Origin of the sequence: Pedobacter sp. Leaf194 (genome assembly GCF_001423945.1) — a bacterium.
Taxonomy (GTDB): domain Bacteria; phylum Bacteroidota; class Bacteroidia; order Sphingobacteriales; family Sphingobacteriaceae; genus Pedobacter.
The window spans coordinates 584,065-602,762 of the sequence record NZ_LMPU01000009.1 but is presented as its reverse complement, the minus strand read 5'-3'; the positions used below and the strand labels follow the sequence as shown (position 1 = coordinate 602,762).

General features: G+C 40.1%; 15 protein-coding genes. 9 read left to right on the top strand and 6 right to left on the bottom strand.

Annotation, left to right across the window (positions count from 1 at the left end):
- Positions 1-210: 210 nt before the first annotated feature.
- From ASG14_RS12990 to ASG14_RS12980, 3 genes are all read right to left on the bottom strand, one after another.
- On the bottom strand, positions 211-714 hold the full coding sequence (locus ASG14_RS12990) for a UpxY family transcription antiterminator (RefSeq protein ID WP_056871469.1): 504 nt from the start codon (positions 712-714) through the stop codon (positions 211-213).
- A 157-nt stretch (positions 715-871) separates the two neighbouring features.
- Positions 872-3,271: a polysaccharide biosynthesis tyrosine autokinase gene (locus ASG14_RS12985; RefSeq protein WP_056871468.1), complete on the bottom strand. Its 2,400-nt coding sequence runs from the start codon at positions 3,269-3,271 to the stop codon at positions 872-874.
- Positions 3,272-3,538: 267 nt separating this feature from the next.
- Positions 3,539-4,366: a polysaccharide biosynthesis/export family protein gene (locus tag ASG14_RS12980; protein ID WP_056871467.1), complete on the bottom strand. Its 828-nt coding sequence runs from the start codon at positions 4,364-4,366 to the stop codon at positions 3,539-3,541.
- 2,638 nt (positions 4,367-7,004) lie between these two features.
- Here ASG14_RS12980 and ASG14_RS12965 point away from each other — a divergent pair.
- The 8 genes from ASG14_RS12965 to ASG14_RS12930 all read left to right on the top strand — a co-directional run bounded on the left by ASG14_RS12965 (position 7,005) and on the right by ASG14_RS12930 (position 13,746).
- Positions 7,005-7,442, top strand: a complete 438-nt coding sequence (locus ASG14_RS12965; RefSeq protein WP_157274921.1) for a hypothetical protein — start codon at positions 7,005-7,007, stop codon at positions 7,440-7,442.
- Between the two features lie 325 nt (positions 7,443-7,767).
- The gene (locus ASG14_RS12960) at positions 7,768-8,145 is read left to right on the top strand and encodes a hypothetical protein (protein ID WP_056871463.1); all 378 of its coding nucleotides are present in this window, start codon (positions 7,768-7,770) and stop codon (positions 8,143-8,145) included.
- On the top strand, positions 8,114-8,857 hold the full coding sequence (locus ASG14_RS12955) for a glycosyltransferase family 2 protein (protein ID WP_056871462.1): 744 nt from the start codon (positions 8,114-8,116) through the stop codon (positions 8,855-8,857). Before ASG14_RS12960 ends, ASG14_RS12955 begins: the two co-directional genes overlap by 32 nt.
- A gap of 293 nt (positions 8,858-9,150) precedes the next feature.
- Complete coding sequence (locus ASG14_RS12950; RefSeq protein WP_157274920.1) at positions 9,151-10,260, top strand: MraY family glycosyltransferase; 1,110 nt, start codon at positions 9,151-9,153, stop codon at positions 10,258-10,260.
- A gap of 74 nt (positions 10,261-10,334) precedes the next feature.
- A complete protein-coding gene (gene gap / locus ASG14_RS12945) occupies positions 10,335-11,348 on the top strand; it encodes a type I glyceraldehyde-3-phosphate dehydrogenase (RefSeq protein ID WP_056871461.1) in 1,014 nt (337 codons plus the stop codon).
- 104 nt (positions 11,349-11,452) lie between these two features.
- Positions 11,453-11,893, top strand: coding sequence for a GNAT family N-acetyltransferase (locus ASG14_RS12940; protein WP_056871460.1), 441 nt, complete (start codon positions 11,453-11,455; stop codon positions 11,891-11,893).
- Between the two features lies 1 nt (position 11,894).
- Positions 11,895-13,088: a phosphoglycerate kinase gene (pgk, locus tag ASG14_RS12935; protein ID WP_056871459.1), complete on the top strand. Its 1,194-nt coding sequence runs from the start codon at positions 11,895-11,897 to the stop codon at positions 13,086-13,088.
- A 379-nt stretch (positions 13,089-13,467) separates the two neighbouring features.
- On the top strand, positions 13,468-13,746 hold the full coding sequence (locus ASG14_RS12930; protein ID WP_200940339.1) for a DUF427 domain-containing protein: 279 nt from the start codon (positions 13,468-13,470) through the stop codon (positions 13,744-13,746).
- A 104-nt stretch (positions 13,747-13,850) separates the two neighbouring features.
- Here ASG14_RS12930 and ASG14_RS12925 read toward each other — a convergent pair whose 3' ends face one another.
- Positions 13,851-15,686, bottom strand: a complete 1,836-nt coding sequence (locus ASG14_RS12925; RefSeq protein ID WP_056871457.1) for an ABC transporter ATP-binding protein — start codon at positions 15,684-15,686, stop codon at positions 13,851-13,853.
- 210 nt (positions 15,687-15,896) lie between these two features.
- Between ASG14_RS12925 and ASG14_RS12920 the strand changes: the two genes are divergently transcribed.
- Positions 15,897-17,456, top strand: a complete 1,560-nt coding sequence (locus ASG14_RS12920; RefSeq protein WP_056871456.1) for a hypothetical protein — start codon at positions 15,897-15,899, stop codon at positions 17,454-17,456.
- 6 nt (positions 17,457-17,462) lie between these two features.
- Here ASG14_RS12920 and ASG14_RS12915 read toward each other — a convergent pair whose 3' ends face one another.
- Both ASG14_RS12915 and ASG14_RS12910 read right to left on the bottom strand, forming a co-directional pair.
- The gene (locus tag ASG14_RS12915; protein ID WP_056871455.1) at positions 17,463-17,855 is read right to left on the bottom strand and encodes a hypothetical protein; all 393 of its coding nucleotides are present in this window, start codon (positions 17,853-17,855) and stop codon (positions 17,463-17,465) included.
- A 149-nt stretch (positions 17,856-18,004) separates the two neighbouring features.
- Positions 18,005-18,583 carry a cupin domain-containing protein gene (locus ASG14_RS12910; RefSeq protein WP_056871454.1) on the bottom strand — a complete coding sequence of 193 codons (579 nt, stop codon included), beginning with the start codon at positions 18,581-18,583 and terminating at the stop codon, positions 18,005-18,007.
- Between the last annotated feature and the right edge of the window lie 115 nt (positions 18,584-18,698).

The following is an 18,698-nucleotide window of genomic DNA, read 5'->3' as shown; positions in this document are numbered from 1 at the left end:
TAATCACGATTTTGGATTTGGAATGGGTAATTCTTAAAAGCAAAAGGGGTGATGGCCGGACACAGCTTCGCCCTTTCAGTCACATTTTTTTAAAAAAAACGAACTGTTTTTTTTGATAATCAATTAGCAATAATTAAGAATTATCAGTGGTCTGGTAAAACAACTTACCGATTAATTACTTAACCAATCTAGAAAACATCTTTCCAGCCTTTAAACCGGCTCTACAAATCCCATTGAGGTATTAATGTTTATTGCAAAGCCCATATTTTCTAAACGTAGGATAATACGCTGTTTATTGTGTACTGAAACCAATTCTCCCATCATATCTTTAAAAGGCCCGGCTTTAATAATCACCTTTTGCCCAGGTTTAATATCATAGTCAAACACCTCCAATTCATCATCGGTAGCGAGTAATAGCTTTAAACTTTCAATTTGTTGCTCAGGCATTGATGTTATTTTGCCCGAAAAATAGAGGAACCTTGCTATGCCGTTCGTCATTAATACTTCAGCATGCTCTTTGGCCGAAATATACACAAACAGATAGGATTTAATCAAGGGTTCTTCAACAATTTTTTTCCTGTCGCTCCATTGCTTTAACTCTTTTTTTAAAGGTAAATAGGCGATAATATTTTTTCTGATCAACTCCTGATATGCTTTCTTTTCTGCTCTTGAACGCGTATAAACCGGATACCATCTGTATTTATTATCAATCATTAACTTGAAAACCTACCTTAAAATTTTTGTCCTTTCTAACCTCTTCCATCTATCGTCAGGATTGCCAATATTTTCCCCTGTTTTCTTTTTCTTCAATATTAAAACATAGAATGAGCTTCCTGAGCCTATTACTCCATTACTTACCTTTAACCCGTTTTCATTTTCTTTTCCAAAACATCCACCATTTTCTGTTCTCATCATCATAATAACCTGAGCCAGAATAGCCTGAATAATCAGAATAGTAATAGGTGCTGTTGCCTCCACCGCGTGAATAGTCTGTCGTATAATAATTCGAGTACAGCGCATCATCGCCAAAAGCATTTAAAATAATGGCGAGGTTGCTCAAACCGTACTCACGTGATAAACGCTCTGGAATATTTGCGGCTCGCTGTTGCGAAACGCCGGAACGGATAACAAAAAGATTAACGTCAGACGAACGGATTAGTGGTATTGCATCCGAAACCAAACCTACCGGTGCGGTATCAACAAGCACGTAGTCGTAGGTTTTCTCCAGGCTTTTTAACAATTCTTTCATCGCTGCGGTATGCAAAAGCTCCGATGGGTTCGGCGGAACTGGGCCTGACGGAATAAAATCGATGTGGTGCACATCATCATGTATCATAACTTCGGCCAGCGTTGCCTGGTCCGACAATAAGGAACTCAGGCCTTTTTTATTGTCGCTTCCAAAAGCTTTGTGCAATTTGGATTTTCTTAAATCGGCCGCGATTAATATCACCTTTTTTTCAATTAAGGCTAACGTACTTGCGAGGTTAATGGTAACAAACGATTTTCCTTCGCCGGAAATTTCGGATGTTATACAAATAATTTTGCTGGCTTTATGACTGGCCAGAAAGCTGAGATTCGTTCGCACGGAACGCACGGACTCAGCGAATACAGATTTCGGTTTTGATAGCGACAGCGCCTGCCGGCTATCCTGGTCTATATAATCGGGGAATTTTCTAATTACTCCAATAATTGGCGTGTGAGTTAAACCTTCAACCGTTTCCTTATCATATATGTATGGATTTAGAAAACGGACAAGCAAAATTAAACCGAAGCCGGCCGCCAAGCCGAGCATCATTGCTGTACTATAGGCTTTATTGCTGTTCGGGGAAATGGCATAATACGATGGATAAGCCGGGTTCACGATAGATGCACCTGGTACAATCGCCGCTGCATTCATTTCGGCTTCCAGCTTTTTTTCTGATAAATAGGAGCGTACCTTATTGTTTACTTCGAAATTGGTTTGCAATTTCACAAAATTTTGCTCTTTCACCGGAATCGTGCTCATACTTTGATTAACACCTGCAATCTGGTTGTCGATATAACGAATGGTTTGTTCATTCTGTCTCAGCATGCCGCTTACAGCACTTCTGATGCTTGCCTTTACATTCGCGATCTGTTGTTCAATTTGTTTCACCGGTTGCGAATCGCTGTTGAACTGACCCAATTTAATTTCCCTGTTGGCGAGCAGCGTATTCAGCTGGCCAACTAATGTGCCCAGACCACTATTTAATTCGCCTTCTAAATCTAAGCCAATTTCTACTTTCGCCCTGTTGCTGTTTACCTGTTCTTGCAACTGCTTAATGCCGAGTTGTTTTAAGTTGAGTTCTGTTTTTTGTTTTTCGAAATCGGAGAGTTTTCCTACCGTTGCCGCTGTCGATGAACCCATGTCGATCATCCTGTTCTGCGTTTTAAAATTGGCCAGGTTGCTACCCGATTTTCCGGCTTCGGTATTGATAAAACCTAACTGGTTGTCGATGAAATCGACAGTTTGCCTCGCCGAACGCCTTCGTTGGATTACATCAAATTTCACATATTCCTTCATGATGGCGTTCAGGATGTCTGCCGCAAAAACAGCATTGCCATCCGTCTGGCTCAAACTCATCACATTGGTAAAACGAGCCGCTTCGCCAATGTTTAAGCCACCCATCGCTCGGCCCACAAAATCTTCCTTACTATTAAATTTAAACTGGTAAACGCTTTTTTCAGGTATCCTGTCTTTAATGCGGAAAGTCATGTTCCCGATATTTATAGTCTGTCCGTAGCGATAAATCGTTTTCTGCTTATCGTTTTCTGCAGGATACAGTCTAAAATGCTGTGCGTCAGCAGCGGTAACCTCAAATAATGAACGGTCGAAATTTACGCTGTCTTGTTTTAAAATTTCGATTACAAATGGTACGTTCGGATAAAGTTCTGTAGTTCTAATCCTGCCTTTTAAATAGTAGCTTATTTTGTAATCTAATGTTTTTACGGCATTCAAAATTACCTCGTTACTGCGAATGGTGAAACTTTCGGCCTGAATTTTATCTGTGTAATTGTAGTTTTGAGGCCCCATCTGGCTTCCCGTGCTAATGGCAGGGTTGCTATCCTCTAATTTTAGCGAAGCGCCGGTTTGATAAATAGGAGGGGTGTACCACAAATACAGCCAGGCAATACATAAAGAAATACCAACAGTTGCGGCTATCCAATACCAGCGACTTAAAAAAACGCGAAAGATTTTGTAGAAATCAATACTTTGGCTCACCGCCTTTTTCTCTTGCACCAACTCAGTCAATGTCTATTTTTTTAGTGTTTGATGTAAACTAATTAAGATTATAAAGATAAAATCAATTTTTTAAAAGCAACTATTTTCGAAGATGTTTCTACGAATTTAATGAGGAAAATCAATAGTTTTTTTACAAAAGACAACTTTAAAGGGCGCTACTTTAATCCTTAATTGATGTCTGGAGCGCTCAATTTAAGTTGATTAATTGGAACACAATGTTTTTGGCTTTGTCCTTCGTTTAGCGGATTGTAACGGCTTGTTCAGGCGAATGCCGATTTATCTGGTTACAGTGAATATTAACACGGCAAGGTTTACCACTACAAGCAGGGGCTGAACGATGTTGTTAAAACTCTGCAGCTTCTCGCTCGTTGCCGAATTCTTGGTTTGCTGCAAAATGATGATATCATTATTCTGAAGAACCAGTTTTTTACTGGCTAAACTATTAATGTCGTTTAAGTTTACATATATAATCTCCGGGTGACTTCTATCGCCACGGATTATTTTTAAAGTTTTCGGGTCTGCGGTTTTTGTTATGCCACCCGCTTCGCCGATAATGTCTATCAGCGTTGTGTTGTCGCGTTCGAGCAAAAAATTCCCCTGTTTGCCAAATTCGCCAAGCAAGGTTACCTTTAAACTTACGACCGATAACTCGATGATGGGATCTTTAAGCAGTTTCGTTTTGTATAGTTCTTCGATTTTTACCGCGGCTTCCCTGCGACTTAAACCAACAACTTCAACCTTTCCGATGGCAGGTAAATTCACTTTTCCATCTAACTCAACCGGGTAGGAAAGTACGCTGCTGGTTGCTCCCGATGCCCCGCTTTGTGTGCCTGAAGATGCGTTGGAAACCGTTGAATTCGTTGCCCCGAATTCCGGATTTTGAACGTTGCGGATAGCCAGTTGATCGTTAATTTTTATTTTATAGAAAGCATCGCTTATGCCCTGGTCGTTTACCACATAAACATGCTTGATGGTGTCGGTAACGATATCACTCGGCGCATTAAAAAGACTATGTTCCTTACGTACGGAACATGCACTGCATGCAAGTATGAACACAAACGATAGAAAATAAAATGCATTCCTCATGTTGAAAATCACCGCCATAACCTGATCCGAAATAATTTTGTTTGAAAAACAAAAATAGTTTTTAATATGATTAAATGAAGAGAAAAATTAATGGCGCCAGTTGGCTATATTTTTGATTCTGGTATTAAGGCATTTTATCAGCGTAATTCATTCATGACATTTGTCAATTACATTTTTCTCTCGACTCACTTTAAATAGCTCTGGAAATTATTTTTGTAAAACCTCTATTTTAAGCATATCCTTCCGAAAGTATCCAGATATTTTATGGGAAAACTGATTCAAATATTCTTTTTTGTAACGTTTATAAATGTTTTAAACGTGAGCGCTGACACGGGCTGTGCTATGAACTATAATTTCTCAAACGAAACAATTTATGGTATCGATATTGGGCCTGCACCAGCGAATACAGCTCGCACTAATTACACAGGTCCAATCATTTACAATAATTTGTCTAACCCGACTGCATGTCCAAGATATGATTACAATTCAGTTTCTAATACCTCGACAATTCGTTGCTGTATTAACAATGTTTGCAATACTGCTTACAGACAAGTAATCTATACAAGAATAAACTGTCCGTTAGACAACTATCTTTTTATATTAGTGCCGTTAATCGGCCTTTTAGGTATATTAGGAATTCGACAATCGCCAACTAAATCAAACTTAAACCGTATTTAACAATGAATTAAATAGTCAATATTCTAAAAAGGGAGATTTTACTTTTTTTTGAGTACATTCGTTAATCCTCTATCTGTTGTAGCTACATGTCCCTGAATAAAATCTATTCATGCTGCTAATTACACAACTGGTACTAATGGTAATTATGTCAAAATAACATCGTGCCCTTTGGACAGTGCTATTCCAATTTTATTACTCCCTCTTGCTTGGGTTGCCTTTCGAAGGATGAAACTAGGGCTTTCCCAATAGTCTGGAAAAGCTGCAGCAAAACTTTTTTTCCGCAACTGCGTTTATATAATACAATTCGTAGCCAAATTTAGTCCTCGTTAGTCATTGCATTTCACTTCAGTAAAGCTCCTAAAGCTTGTAGAACTGATGCAGAGGTTTTTTTTTTATATTCTTAGTTATATTCGTTTTTTACTGTCGAAGTGGAAAAGCCCAAACTTACATAGGTTGCTATTATCCTGGCGATAACCGCATTTACATTTCAGTTGATTTATTTGGCTTCTGGTACAATCCGTTAAGTTTAAACTGTAATGCCGGCAATGCTACTTATGCAAGAAACCTGACAAAAAGAACAGGAACTTACAAATGTTCTGCCTCAGGCAGATCTTTAGCGGGTGGCGATGAATATCTGTTCAACATTGTGAATTGTCCGCTGGACAATAATTTATTCCTGTTCGTTGTGTTTTCAGCATTTTTTGGGTGGTTTTTCATCAAAAAATACAAAAATTGTATGATGATCTAGCAATTGAAGTCCGAATAAATGGTTCTTTCGTATTTTTGAATATGGAAACTTTTCCGTTCCTGATCCCTAAGTGAAAATTATATACTGTATCGTGCTGTCATTCCTTTTAGCCTCGGTTACGAGAGCCCAATCTGTCGGTTGCATCTCCCCAGGAGGTAATATTTATACAGTTACTAGTGGAACCTACATGTCGGCAACACTTTATTTATGGAATGGCGCGACAAATGACCCAACAAGGATTAGTAATGCTCGTGCAGTTAGGTGCGTTCGAGATATCGTGCCGACTTCTACATGCTATATTCGGTTTCCAAGAATTCCAAGTAATTATCTTTGTCCAAACATTCAAACAACGTCATATTGCTATGATCCAGGTAATGAGGTTTTCTATAGCGCATTGCCTTGTCCATTAGATGACTATCCGTTTTTTTTAACTTTTGGATTTGCTGGCATCGGCTTTATTTTTATTAGGAGGTTTAAAATAACTTTTTAGTTCACTTGCTACATAGACCTTTCCAAATACTTCTCATCTCGATAATTTTCCAGTCCAATATTAAAACTTTCGTCATTATTAGACCATTGTGTGGTTGTCTCGCAATGTTGTTCGTTTTTGCTCATCAAACTCTTCACATTTAATCGCCTGTTTAGTATCACTTAAGTGTCAGTAATTGAACAAAATGCACAACTAATTTTCTCTCCGGCTACCATATTTTTGTGGAAAGAATATGTATGTCTAGTAGGAAAATTTTGTTCGTGATTTGTATGCTTTCTTTACATTCTCCTGCTTTCGCTGTGGATGGGTGTCTGTTGCCAAATAATATCGTATACCGAAGCGCAACCTTATTTAACCATTTGGGACTAGAAACATTTCAACGCGGCGGTTTGCAAACTGCACTGTCTGCAAATAATTGCAGTTGGACACCTAAAACCGGAAGTGCATGTTATGTTTGTGCAACGATAACAGGTCTCGCCTGCTCGGATATGGCAAGTGTAGGAATAAGGAGTACTAATTTTCAAATGGTTCAATGCAACCTAGACAATTACACCTTTGCCTTAAGTGCCGCAGCTGGCCTCTGTGGAATGCTTATAATCCGGAAGCAGCATCGAAAAAAGTAAAAACGAATGAAGCTATCGTTTTAATGCATGATGGTAAGTAATTCTCCAAATTGAATGAAACGAACGTAGGTTGTGCTCCCTTGCCTAAGTAATTTTGCGCCATCATATATGGTAATTATGGGTTTCTGTCGGTGGATTCTTATTGCGGGATTTCTTTTTGCTTTCAGCGTTGCAAATGCTGCTGAAGGATGCGCAATTGGATCACAACTTTATACATTAGAAACTACTCCGGCAATTGGTGTTTCGATAGCAGCTGATTTAAAGGTTTACCAGCAACCTGGAAATTCCTGCTACAACGGAGTGGCGAGCACCGCTAAAGCCTGTTTTGTTTGCACAGGCGGAGGGGTGGTTACCGTTGTTGTGGGTGCAACGCCGTTGCTGTATGTGGTAACTTGTGGCAATCGTTATTTTTTGGATTTGGGTTATCTTGCAACCCGCGGTACATATTACTCCAGCTATGCTTTAAATTGTGATTTAGATGATTACACCCTTCCGCTTGCCGCGGTTGCCTGTACAATGGGCTTATTAGCAATTCGAAAAAGGAAGTTTGCTTAAGGGTAATGCGTTCGCTATTTGCCCGTAGCAACTGTTTTTTTTTAAACGAATATCCCAATCGTCATCAACGCTCCTCTGAAATTTCCACCCACCGTTCGCTAATCAAAATACAGGGAAACAATGTATTAACTGCTTGCACATTCGAAAACAAATGCTATCTTCAAGGTATGATTAATACTATAGCTTATGAAAAAGTTGTGTTTAATCATCCCGCTCTTACATCACATCTCAAAACGTCTTTCTAGGTTTTATTATATTTTTCTTGGGATTATTACGTGCTAAAAATTCATTTGGTGAAATCTACGGCTGCCATATAGTTAGAGGGATGTCAGATTATCTGTACTACACACCTTATGGGGCTGGAAGTCCAACTGAATGGCAAACCATAATCTCTGGTCCGGTTACCAGAGCAGGAGAAATAGCTGGCTCAAGAACCGACGGGTCGCAGACTTATGGTTGTATTCGGGATATTGGCGGAACTTGTGCTGTCTACCAGCAATACGAAGTAAGCAGTGGTCCGCCGCAAGTAATTGGCATACGTTTCTATCGAACAGGAATATATGCGAGCATTGATCCAACCAATTGTCCGCTCGACGATTATACCTCCATATTTTTTATCTTTACAACCGGAATTGCAGTTTTGCAACTTAGAAAAATCTGGCGCATAGCGGATGAAAATAACGATTATCACAGTAGTTTATAATGGTGAAGCTTACATAAAAGATTGTGTAGAATCGGTTATTAGGCAATCATACGGTGATATTGAGTATATTGTTATTGATGGAAATTCTTCTGATTCGACCTTATCAATTTTGCAACAGTACAGGCCGCATATTGGCCATTTAATTTCAGAACCTGATAGCGGACTATACGAAGCAATAAACAAAGGCATCAATCTGGCAAGGGGTGAGGTGGTTGGGCTTTTAAATGCCGATGATATGCTGGCTAATTCCGGCGTAATCGACGCGGTGGCAAAAACATTTGCGCTTTCTGCCGGTATCGATGCCGTTTACGGTGATTTAAATTACATAATGCCGCAATCGAATAGGGTATTGAGGCAGTGGAAATCTAGAGAAGCAACCGCAAGCGATATTTTAAGTGGCTGGATGCCTGCGCACCCAACTTTATATTTAAAACGGAGCCTCTTCGAGCGGCATGGAATGTATGCTAACGATTTAGGAACCGCCGCAGATTACGACCTGATATTAAGGTATTTCTACACGCACCGGCTTAAAGCTGCTTATTTGCCAATGCTTATGGTAAACATGCGTGCGGGTGGGGTTAGTAATAACTCTTTAACCAGTCTCTGCAAGGCTTTTTTAAACGATTATAAAGCCTTAAAACGCAATAAAATTCCACTTCCGGTGATGGTAATTTTGAAGAAAAAGTTGTCTAAACTCGTGCAGTTTTGGTAGCTAAAAATTTTTACTTGCTTACCTGAACTTTTGCCAAGTAAAATCTCCACATCTCCTCAGAAGGAAGACTTATGGAATAGCAATTTTATTGCAATACAAAATGCGTCGTACAATTACGGATGCCTCGTTGCAGCTAATGACCGCAACTCATCTTAATCATAAATCGTTCGTTACTGAACAAACTGAACGGTAATTTTCACCGCATTTTATCCATGCGTAAATCAATATTCCTAATTTTGTAAACTGACACTGTTGTCTTAATTGTTATATTTGTTAGCAAAACTTCTACAATATTGCTTACACACTTATTAAATACAAGTCCGGAGTTTTTTTATTTCGCTATCGCATCGTTGGCTTGCCTTATTGTGATTTTAAGCATTCCTTCCATTATTTTCACATCCGATAAATATCAGCTATTTGATCAGAATGATATGCACCGCAAAAGCCATAAGCGCAATATCTCGCGTTTGGGCGGTACGGCAATCGTAGCCAGTTTTACGATCACGACTTTACTTTTCTCAACGCTTGTTAAATTCGAAGAAGCAAATTTCCTCATTACTTCCTGCATCATTTTAGCTACCTTAGGCTTAAAAGACGATGTTTATGGCAGCAACACCAGTACAAAATTTATTTTGCAACTGCTTGTGGCCATCATCCTTGTTTTCTTTGGAGGATTTCGGTTAACCAGTTTGTATGGGGTTTTAGGAATAGGCGATATGCCCACGCTCTGGGGTGGTGTTTTTTCCGTTATTCTGATCATTTTTTTAAATAATGCCTTCAACCTGATTGATGGAATTGATGGTTTAGCGGGTGCCGTGGGCATTCTTGCCAATGCAATTTTTGGGGTATTTTTCGCCTTGATGCACCAGATGCACTATGCATTTATCGCCTTCGCATTGGCTGGTGCAATTGCCGGTTTCCTGAAATACAACTGGTACCCCGCCAAAATATTTATGGGCGATACCGGCGCTTTAATTATTGGTTTGGTTACGGCTGCATTGGCCATAAAGTTTATAGAATTAAACAAGTTTGGTGGCAAATCCGAACCCTTTATTTATTCAGCACCTGCCGTTGCAGTGTCTATTTTAATTGTGCCGATTTTTGATTCGCTACGGATATTTGCAGTGCGCCTGCTCAAGGGTAAATCGCCATTTGAGGGCGATAGAAACCACATTCACCACAGGTTGGAGCGACTCGGTTTGAAGCCATCGCTTATCACGATAGCAACTTGTATTTTGAACCTCAGCATCGTTATAATGGCTACACTGATGCAAAATCTAGGTAACTTTTTCCTCATTTTCTTCATCATCGGGCTATGTGTGGTTTTTGATCTCATGCTTTTCTATCGGCTTCGGAAAAAGGACAACCTGGCTAAAAGGCAGCAGCTGCGAACAGATATTTAATGCGGCTTCGCAATTAAAATCTTTTACAATCCAATCTAAAAATAAACAGTAATTTTGCGCTCTAATTTTTATCAATGAGAATAGCAATAAATGGTTTTGGCAGGATAGGTAGAACCTTTTTACGTTTGGCCCTGGCCGAAGGTTTTGAAGTGGTGGCGATTAACGATTTGTCTAAACCCAATACGATGGCACACCTTTTCAAGTACGATACCGTTCATGGGGTTTACAAAGGAAGCGTTAAATCGAAGCCGGATGCATTGGTAATTGATAAAATGACGATACCTGTTTTTTCAATAAAACATGCCGTTCAATTACCGTGGTCGGCCTTAAAGGTAGATATCGTTGTAGATTGCACGGGTAAAAACCTATCACTTGAGGCTGCCGAAGGTCATTTAATTTCCGGTGCCAAGCAGGTTCTGATTTCTGCCCCTGCGGCTGATGATATTCCTATGGTTGTTTTGGGTGTAAATGATGATGAAATAGATTTGAGCAGCAAAATCTTATCTAATGCCAGTTGTACCACAAACAACATCGCACCAATGATTAAGATCCTGAACGATAAATGGGGCGTTGTGGAAGGTTATATTACTACAATTCACTCAATGACAGGCGACCAAAACCTGCACGATAGCAACCATAAAGATTTACGCAGGGCGAGGGCTGCCTCGGCATCAATTATCCCCACAACTACGGGCGCTGCAAAAGCGATTACCCATATTTTTCCAGAGCTCGATGGTAAGCTGGGCGGAGCGGGGATACGCGTTCCTGTTCTAAATGGGTCCTTAACGGATTTTACCTGCATCTTGAAAGAAAAGACAACCATTCAGGAAATAAACGCTGCTTTTAAAGCCGCCTCAGAAGGTGGTTTTTCTGCAATATTGGAATACACAGAAGACCCGATTGTTTCTGTTGATATTATCGACAATCCGCATTCCTGCATATTTGATGCGCAGCTCACATCCATCGTTGGCGATCTGGTAAAAGTTGTTGGCTGGTATGATAACGAATATGGATACAGCAGCCGACTGGTCGATTTGGTTAAAAAAATTGAGCAGCACAAAATTGCCCTTGCTCATCAGCAGGCGTAAAATTCAAACAATTTGAAGATTCATGCGGTTAATCAATTAAAAAAACGAAGAAAATTTACGGGAACGTTTGCATAACTTTGAAACATCCTTTAAAAGTTATATTAATGGTAAAATTTATCTCGGCAGCAGAGGTTCTTTCCTTAAGAAGTCTGGTTTTAAGAAACGGAAAATCCTTTGAACACTGCGTTTTTCAGGGTGATGATGCTTATGATACCTTTCATCTCGGTTATGCGCTTGGTGGCGATATTAAATCTGTTGCCAGCTTTATGCGTAACGATTTTTTCGAAAATGCAGGCGAAGGCTACCAGCTTCGGGGCATGGCAACTCATCCCGATTATAATGGAAAAGGGTATGGGAAGGCGCTAATAGATTTTGCGATTGAATACTTAAAAGAATACAACACCGCCTATTTGTGGTGCAATGCCCGTTCTTCAGCTGCGGGATTTTATAAAAAAATAGGCTTCGAAACGGAGTCGCCCGAGTTTGATATACCTGGAATCGGGTTCCATTATGAAATGAAATTAAACTTAAATCAAAATAATTAACATGAAAACAGTAGACCAGTTTAACTTTAAAGATAAAAAAGCGCTAATCAGAGTAGATTTCAATGTTCCTTTGGATGATAATTTTAAAATTACGGATGATAAAAGAATGCGGGCCGCACTTCCAACCATCAAAAAGATTTTAGCTGATGGAGGTGCCGTAATTTTGATGTCGCACCTGGGTCGCCCAAAAGATGGCCCGACTGACAAATACTCTTTAAAGCATATACTTGGCGATTTATCTTCAATGTTGGGTCTGGATGCAAAATTTGCCGACGATTGCATCGGTGAATCTGCAGTAAACGAGGCTAAAAATTTAGCACCTGGTGAAGTGTTGCTATTGGAAAACCTTCGTTTTTACAAAGAGGAAGAAAAAGGTGATGTTGCTTTTGCTGAAAAATTAGCAGCATTAGGCGATGTTTATGTAAACGACGCTTTCGGTACAGCACACCGGGCACATGCATCAACAGCAGTTATAGCTCAGTTTTTTCCAGATGCAAAGTATTTTGGTTATTTAATGGCATCTGAACTGGAGAATGCGGAAAAGGTACTAAATCATCCTGAGCGGCCATTTACAGCCATTATGGGCGGTGCGAAGGTTTCTGACAAAATTCTTTTAATTGAAAAGTTATTGGATAAAGTTGATAACCTTATTATTGGTGGTGGAATGGCGTACACCTTTGCGAAGGCACAGGGCGGCGAAATTGGCACTTCGCTTTTAGAAGCCGACAAACAGGAGCTTTCACTCGAACTCATCGAAAAAGCCAAAGCAAAAGGCGTTAATTTAATTCTACCTGTTGATACCGTAATCGCTGATAAATTTGCTAATGATGCGGATAAAAAAGATGTCACTTCTGGTCAGATTCCTGCAGATTGGATGGGATTGGATATCGGTCCGAAATCAGTTGCTTTATTTCAGGATGTTATAAAAAACTCCAAAACCTTACTGTGGAATGGCCCGATGGGTGTTTTCGAAATGGAAAATTTTGAGCTTGGCACCAAAGCAGTTGCTGAGGCAGTTGTTGCGGCAACTAAAGATAACGGTGCATTTTCATTAATCGGCGGCGGAGATTCTGCTGCAGCCATTGCAAAATTTGGTTTGGAAGACGAAGTTAGTTACGTTTCTACGGGCGGTGGCGCTTTACTTGAGTACATGGAAGGTAAAGAATTACCGGGCGTAAAGGCCATAAATGAATAAATGAAATCATAATTTCAGCAAGAAAGACCAGTTGCATTCGTTTCTGGTCTTTTTTGTTACCGATTTATATTATTCTGCTTTCCCGGTTATAATTGCGGTAGTCGGTCAGGTAAATAACATTGTTATCCATAAAATCGTACACCGGCGTAGGTTTGTTTGCCAATACGTCCTCCTGACGAACAGTTTGCCCTTCGGCATCGTACGCTGTTGTTAAACCTTTAGTTGGTTCATATATATCGCTTAAGCTTTTAAAACCTAAACCGTTCGCACGAAAATTTTGTTCATTTTTTCAGTCTGACTATTTCAAACCTTTAAATATGCGCACAGCATTGAAACAAAATCGAGCGTTTACGGTTATTCCCAGCAAGAACATAAAATTATGAAAGCGACATGGAATAATCAGGTATTGGCAGAAAGTGATGAGACCATTGTAATTGAAAACAATCATTACTTTCCACCTGCATCTATAAACAAATCTTTTTTTCAGGCTTCAGATAAACATACGGTTTGTCCCTGGAAAGGAGAGGCATCATACTACACGCTGACAGTAGATGGTCAGAAAAATGAAGATGCAGCCTGGTATTACCCAAATCCTAAAGATGCCGCAAAGGAAATAAAAGGTTATGTGGCTTTTTGGAAAGGCGTGAAAATTGACTAAGCAAATTGCGTCGCTATGCGAAATTTGAAATTGTTGTGTTAAACGTAGTTTAGCGCTCTGCTAAGTGAAAATGATTGCGTATGAAATTTTTAATGGAATCTTTTTTACTGGTAACCCATTGCCTGCAGATTGAACAATTCCGCGTATCTTCCTCGTTTTTCGAGTAATTCGGCATGCGTTCCTGATTCGAGAATCATCCCTTTTTCCAATACTAAAATCCTATCCGCCAGCCTAGCTGTAGAGAAACGGTGCGAAATAAGCACAGCTGATTTTCCTATCGTGAGTTCAGCAAATCGTTGAAAAACTTCATATTCTGCCCGGGCATCCAGCGCCGATGTCGGTTCGTCTAAAATCAGTACCTGGGCATTTTTCATGTATGCCCTCGCGAGTGCTACTTTTTGCCATTCTCCGCCCGATAATTCCACGCCGTCATTAAATTTTCTTCCTAAAGATTGCTCGTACCCGAGTGGGAATTTAGCCACGAGTAAATCGGCCAAACTCTGTTGTGCCGCTGTAGAAATGAGGTCCATGTTGCCAATTTCACCGATGTTTCCAACGGCTATGTTTTGAGCAAATGTCATTTGATATCGAATGTAATCCTGAAAAATGATGCCCATGTTGTGGCGCAGCTCATTCAAATCATAATTTCTTAAATCCTGCCCATCCAATAGAATCCGGCCTTCGGTTGGGTCGTAAAGCCGAGATAATAATTTTACAAGTGTGGTTTTGCCAGCTCCATTTTCGCCGACAAGCGCAAGCTTTTCTCCGGGTCGAAGGGTAAACGTCAGATTCCTGCAGGCATATTTTGGTGCTCCACGATATTGAAAACCCACGTTTTCAAACACAAACCCCTCCCTTATTGGATTGGGGAAAGGAAGCGGCTTTTCTGGCTGCGTAATTTTTGGTTTTATCTGAAAAAACTCAATGAAATCATTCAGGTAAATAGCGCCCTGAGAAACCATTGTGAAACGGGACAGCATGGTTTCCATTAAGCTGCTCAACTGGCGAAAAGAACCTGCTAAAAAGGTAAGACTTCCAATTGAAGCTTTTCCATTAATGGTTTGGTAAATGATGAACCCATAAGCGCCGTAATAACCGATGGTGCCCATTATCGAAAAAAGCGTTCCCCATCCCGAACGACTTAAGGCTAATTTGCTATTGTCAGAATAGAATTTATCAGATAAGGTTTTGAAACGGTTGATGATGAAGTCAGACAAACCGAATACCTTGACCTCTTTTGCAGTTTCATCACTTGCACCCAGGTAACGTATATAATCGAGCTCCCTGCGCTCGGGTGTCTGACTTCTGGAAAGTGCGTAATTTCTGCTGTTGAAATATGATTCGCCCAGAAAGGAGGGAATTATAGCCAGCAACAACATCAAAATCAGCCACGGATTAAAAGCAATTAAACCAGTTAACAGGAATGCCATTGAAATAAAATCCTGAACCTGGCTCATTACCTGCGAAAGTAAAATTGTTCTGCCTACGGTTTGTTGTCTTGCCCGTTCGAGTTTATCATAGAAAACAGAATCTTCAAACTGGTCTAAATCGAGCTCAGTGGCATGGCGCATTATGCGCATTGACGTATGATTGGAGAAAAGATCGCCAAGCAAACTATCCGTTAAGTTAATCATTCTGTTCAGGCCATCAGTTAGTACTGCCAGCCCAAATTCAAGTCCAACCAGTTCCCATAAACGCGTCGAGTCGCCATTAGCAGCGCCTGAATTTAAAGCCACCACCTGATCGATAATAAGTTTGCCCGTATACAAAAGGGCGACAGGCATTGCAGATCTGAAAATGCGCAGAATTAAACTTATTAAAGTTTTTTGTGGACTGCTTTGCCATACCATCTTAAAAAAAACAGGTAGATTTTTGAAGGATAATAACCGCTGCCTGAAAGATATTTCCTCCATTTTTATCGTATTCCTGTTTTTTGCCATAGACTTGCCTGTAATTTTTCAAATATAATTTATTACTGCCTTCCTCAGTTTTAAAAATCTAAATCTTTACTTAAAAGGGCAATTGACTTCACAAATTATTTTAGCGATAATGTAGACGTAAATGCCTAATTTGTAGTATCTTGTGTCTGTTCTGTTCCGCTATTTAGTTTTTGAAGCCCATCGCTCATTTTCACTAATTAATTCATCCCCATGAAATTTTTCTCTACAAAGTGGTACTCTATTATCAGCGGAACAGTACTGCTCATTGCGGTTTTGCTGATATTTATTTTCATTCCTTGTCCTACCAATCCACAGCAAAACGCCTTTCGAATTGTAATAGCGATTGCTGCGGGTGCCTTTGCCGCCAGCATCCCAGGAAAAATTAATATAAAAAACGATTTTGTAACCGCAGGCGGCTCAATAGCGGTGGTTGTGTTTGTTTATCTGGTTAATCCTGCCGGCTGGAAAGAAGAAAGCGATTGCAGTTCAAAAAATTTCAGGGCCATCGTTTATGTCGATAATCAGTTAACTAAAGATGTGGAAGTCGTCTTTCCTGCCTTGGGTAAATCTGCTTTTACAGATACATACGGCGCTATTAATGTAGAATATCTGGCTCAGCAGTTGCAAGCTCCAGTTAAGTTAATATTCAAATACAAATCTGCCATCGATACAACGATTACAATCAATGCATTAACCAATAATAAGGTAGAGTTTTACCTCAAAACCCAAACGATAATTAAGAGCAACAGCAATTTGAGCAGCAATGCTTTGTCGGTAAATTTCGGAGATTTAAACGTAAACGTTTCCCTAATAAATCCGAACAAAACAAATCCTGATTTCCCATATTCTGATACCGTAAGTTATACCTTTTCAGGCAAGGGCGATACCATCTTTGTAAAACCCGCTTCGAAAACACTTTCGCTGCTGAGTTCGCATAGCGTGATAACTGCATCAAATGATTTCTGGTGCATAAACTACCCGCAATTTGATTTTAAGCTGGCAAACAATTCTGATGAAGCTATTTTCATGAATGAAATCCAGTTAGCCGTGTCTAAAAGCCTGCCAGACAATAGCGCTTTAATTGTTCCAAGTGGCCTCGGTGCCATTACTTTTTTGAATGTTGGGTGGGGCACGGCTACTAATGTCAGAATTGATTTCGATATTCTTGCTAAAAAGGATTATAGGCAGTGGCTTGAAGGGCCATACAAAAACCATTACCAATATCAGGCACTAAAACGGGTAATAAACTGGAGGGAACTTGACCAGCCTAGCCAGGAAAAGCGCTCCATCAATATCGACCTGCCAGCGCTGTTAAAGCCGTACGGTATTCCACCGGAAGCCTTTGAACTAGGTGGAAATGCCGATTTAAGCAATCCGAACGACCCTGAAACCAGGAAATTCAAGAAACTGGTTGGCAGATTTGATGCTGGTGGGATGGCCTATGGAACCGTTTCTTACCAGGACAGCGATGGGAAGGAAAAACAGCTAAAGTTTCAGACTCCGTTTGAGATTTCCTCTGGTTATGGCGCTGCGATGCCTGAAGGGGAAGCTTACACTTTGAAATTTAAACCCTCGGGCGAGGCTTATGCGTTGAGCTCGCCAATATCAAGGGGAATTAAACCAAAAGATTTCGACCGTTTTTCAATTGTTTACGGCGCAACACAATCGTCCAAACATATTTTTAAACTTTCTTTCCTTTATAATGCAAGAAAAATAACGCTGCCCTACGTTTTCGTACTGGACTATTTCAACACTCCAGACGGCGTTTAATTTGCCCTATTTCAAATTGTTGGTACTCTTTAATGCCCAGTAAACCAGTGCCGGCTGGAAAAGCAATCTCGTAAATCTTTTGCCATCAGTGTTCAAACCAAAGGCACTTCTTTTGTTTGCATATTGAGCTAGGTTTCCCGGAAAAACTGCAATAAACAGGCCCGCGGCAATCTTTCCTATTGTTTGCTCATGTCTTTTCGGGGACAATATTAGTGCAGTTCCCAACGCAATTTCCACCAAACCCGATTGTACAACAGTATCATCTTTGTCTAACGGAACCCAGTTTGGTACCTGAGCCTGAAATTCTTTTCTCGCGAAGCTCAGGTGGCCAATACCAGCAAAAATTAGTCCTGCGCCGAGCATAAATTTTGCTGCTTTTTTTACGTGTTGTTCTTTCATGATGTTTATTTACAAAGGCTAACAATCCGGGTGACATAAAGTTGGTTTATCCTGCAACGAGCGCCCAAAATGTTTAGAAAGAACTGATAATTTTGTTGTGAAAGAAGACCTTGCTGGCGGTTGGGAAGGTAATTTTTCGAAAGACGGCCTTAAAATTTTTTTAAATAGCCAATGCCGTCTCCTGTAGATTCAAACCCATGCGCACGCCTGATGGTTTCCTGTTGTTCGGGCGTGGTGTTTTTCATAATGCCGGCAGCAACGGCGATAAAAAATTCTTCCATTTTTCCCGCTGGCTGAAAGGTAATTATCATTTTTGCAGGGCCTTCGCTTGTTTTCGAAAATGAGTGCGGAACGCCTCTCCGGCCAAATACGGTATCTCCCGGCTTTGCCTGATAAACTTCATCGCCTACTTTTATTGTAAATTCTCCTTCGGTTATAAACCAAACTTCATCCTGCGAATAATGGAAGTGGGCAATGGGGCCGCCTTTTTTCAACCTGGTCGACTCAAACATATACAAGTCGCCATTTGTATCTTTTGATGAAACTTTTGTGTAAAAGGTGTCGCCTTCAAAAAGGGTAATCGGTTTGCCAAACCTATCAGTATTCGCTTTTACCTGAAAACCTTTCCCAAGTTTCCGTGGCGCGCTCACAAAAGCAAAATCTCTTATTGGTAGTACCGACAACGGTAACAGTGCCGCAATAGACCGGAGGAATAAATTTCTTTTCATATAATTTTAATTGTTTGGTTAATAGTTAATTAGCCCTAATTTAGTTAAATTTAATACAATAAATGTTATCGTTGAAAAGGTTGATGGCGACTGCAGTCGCGTAATTTAATAGGGT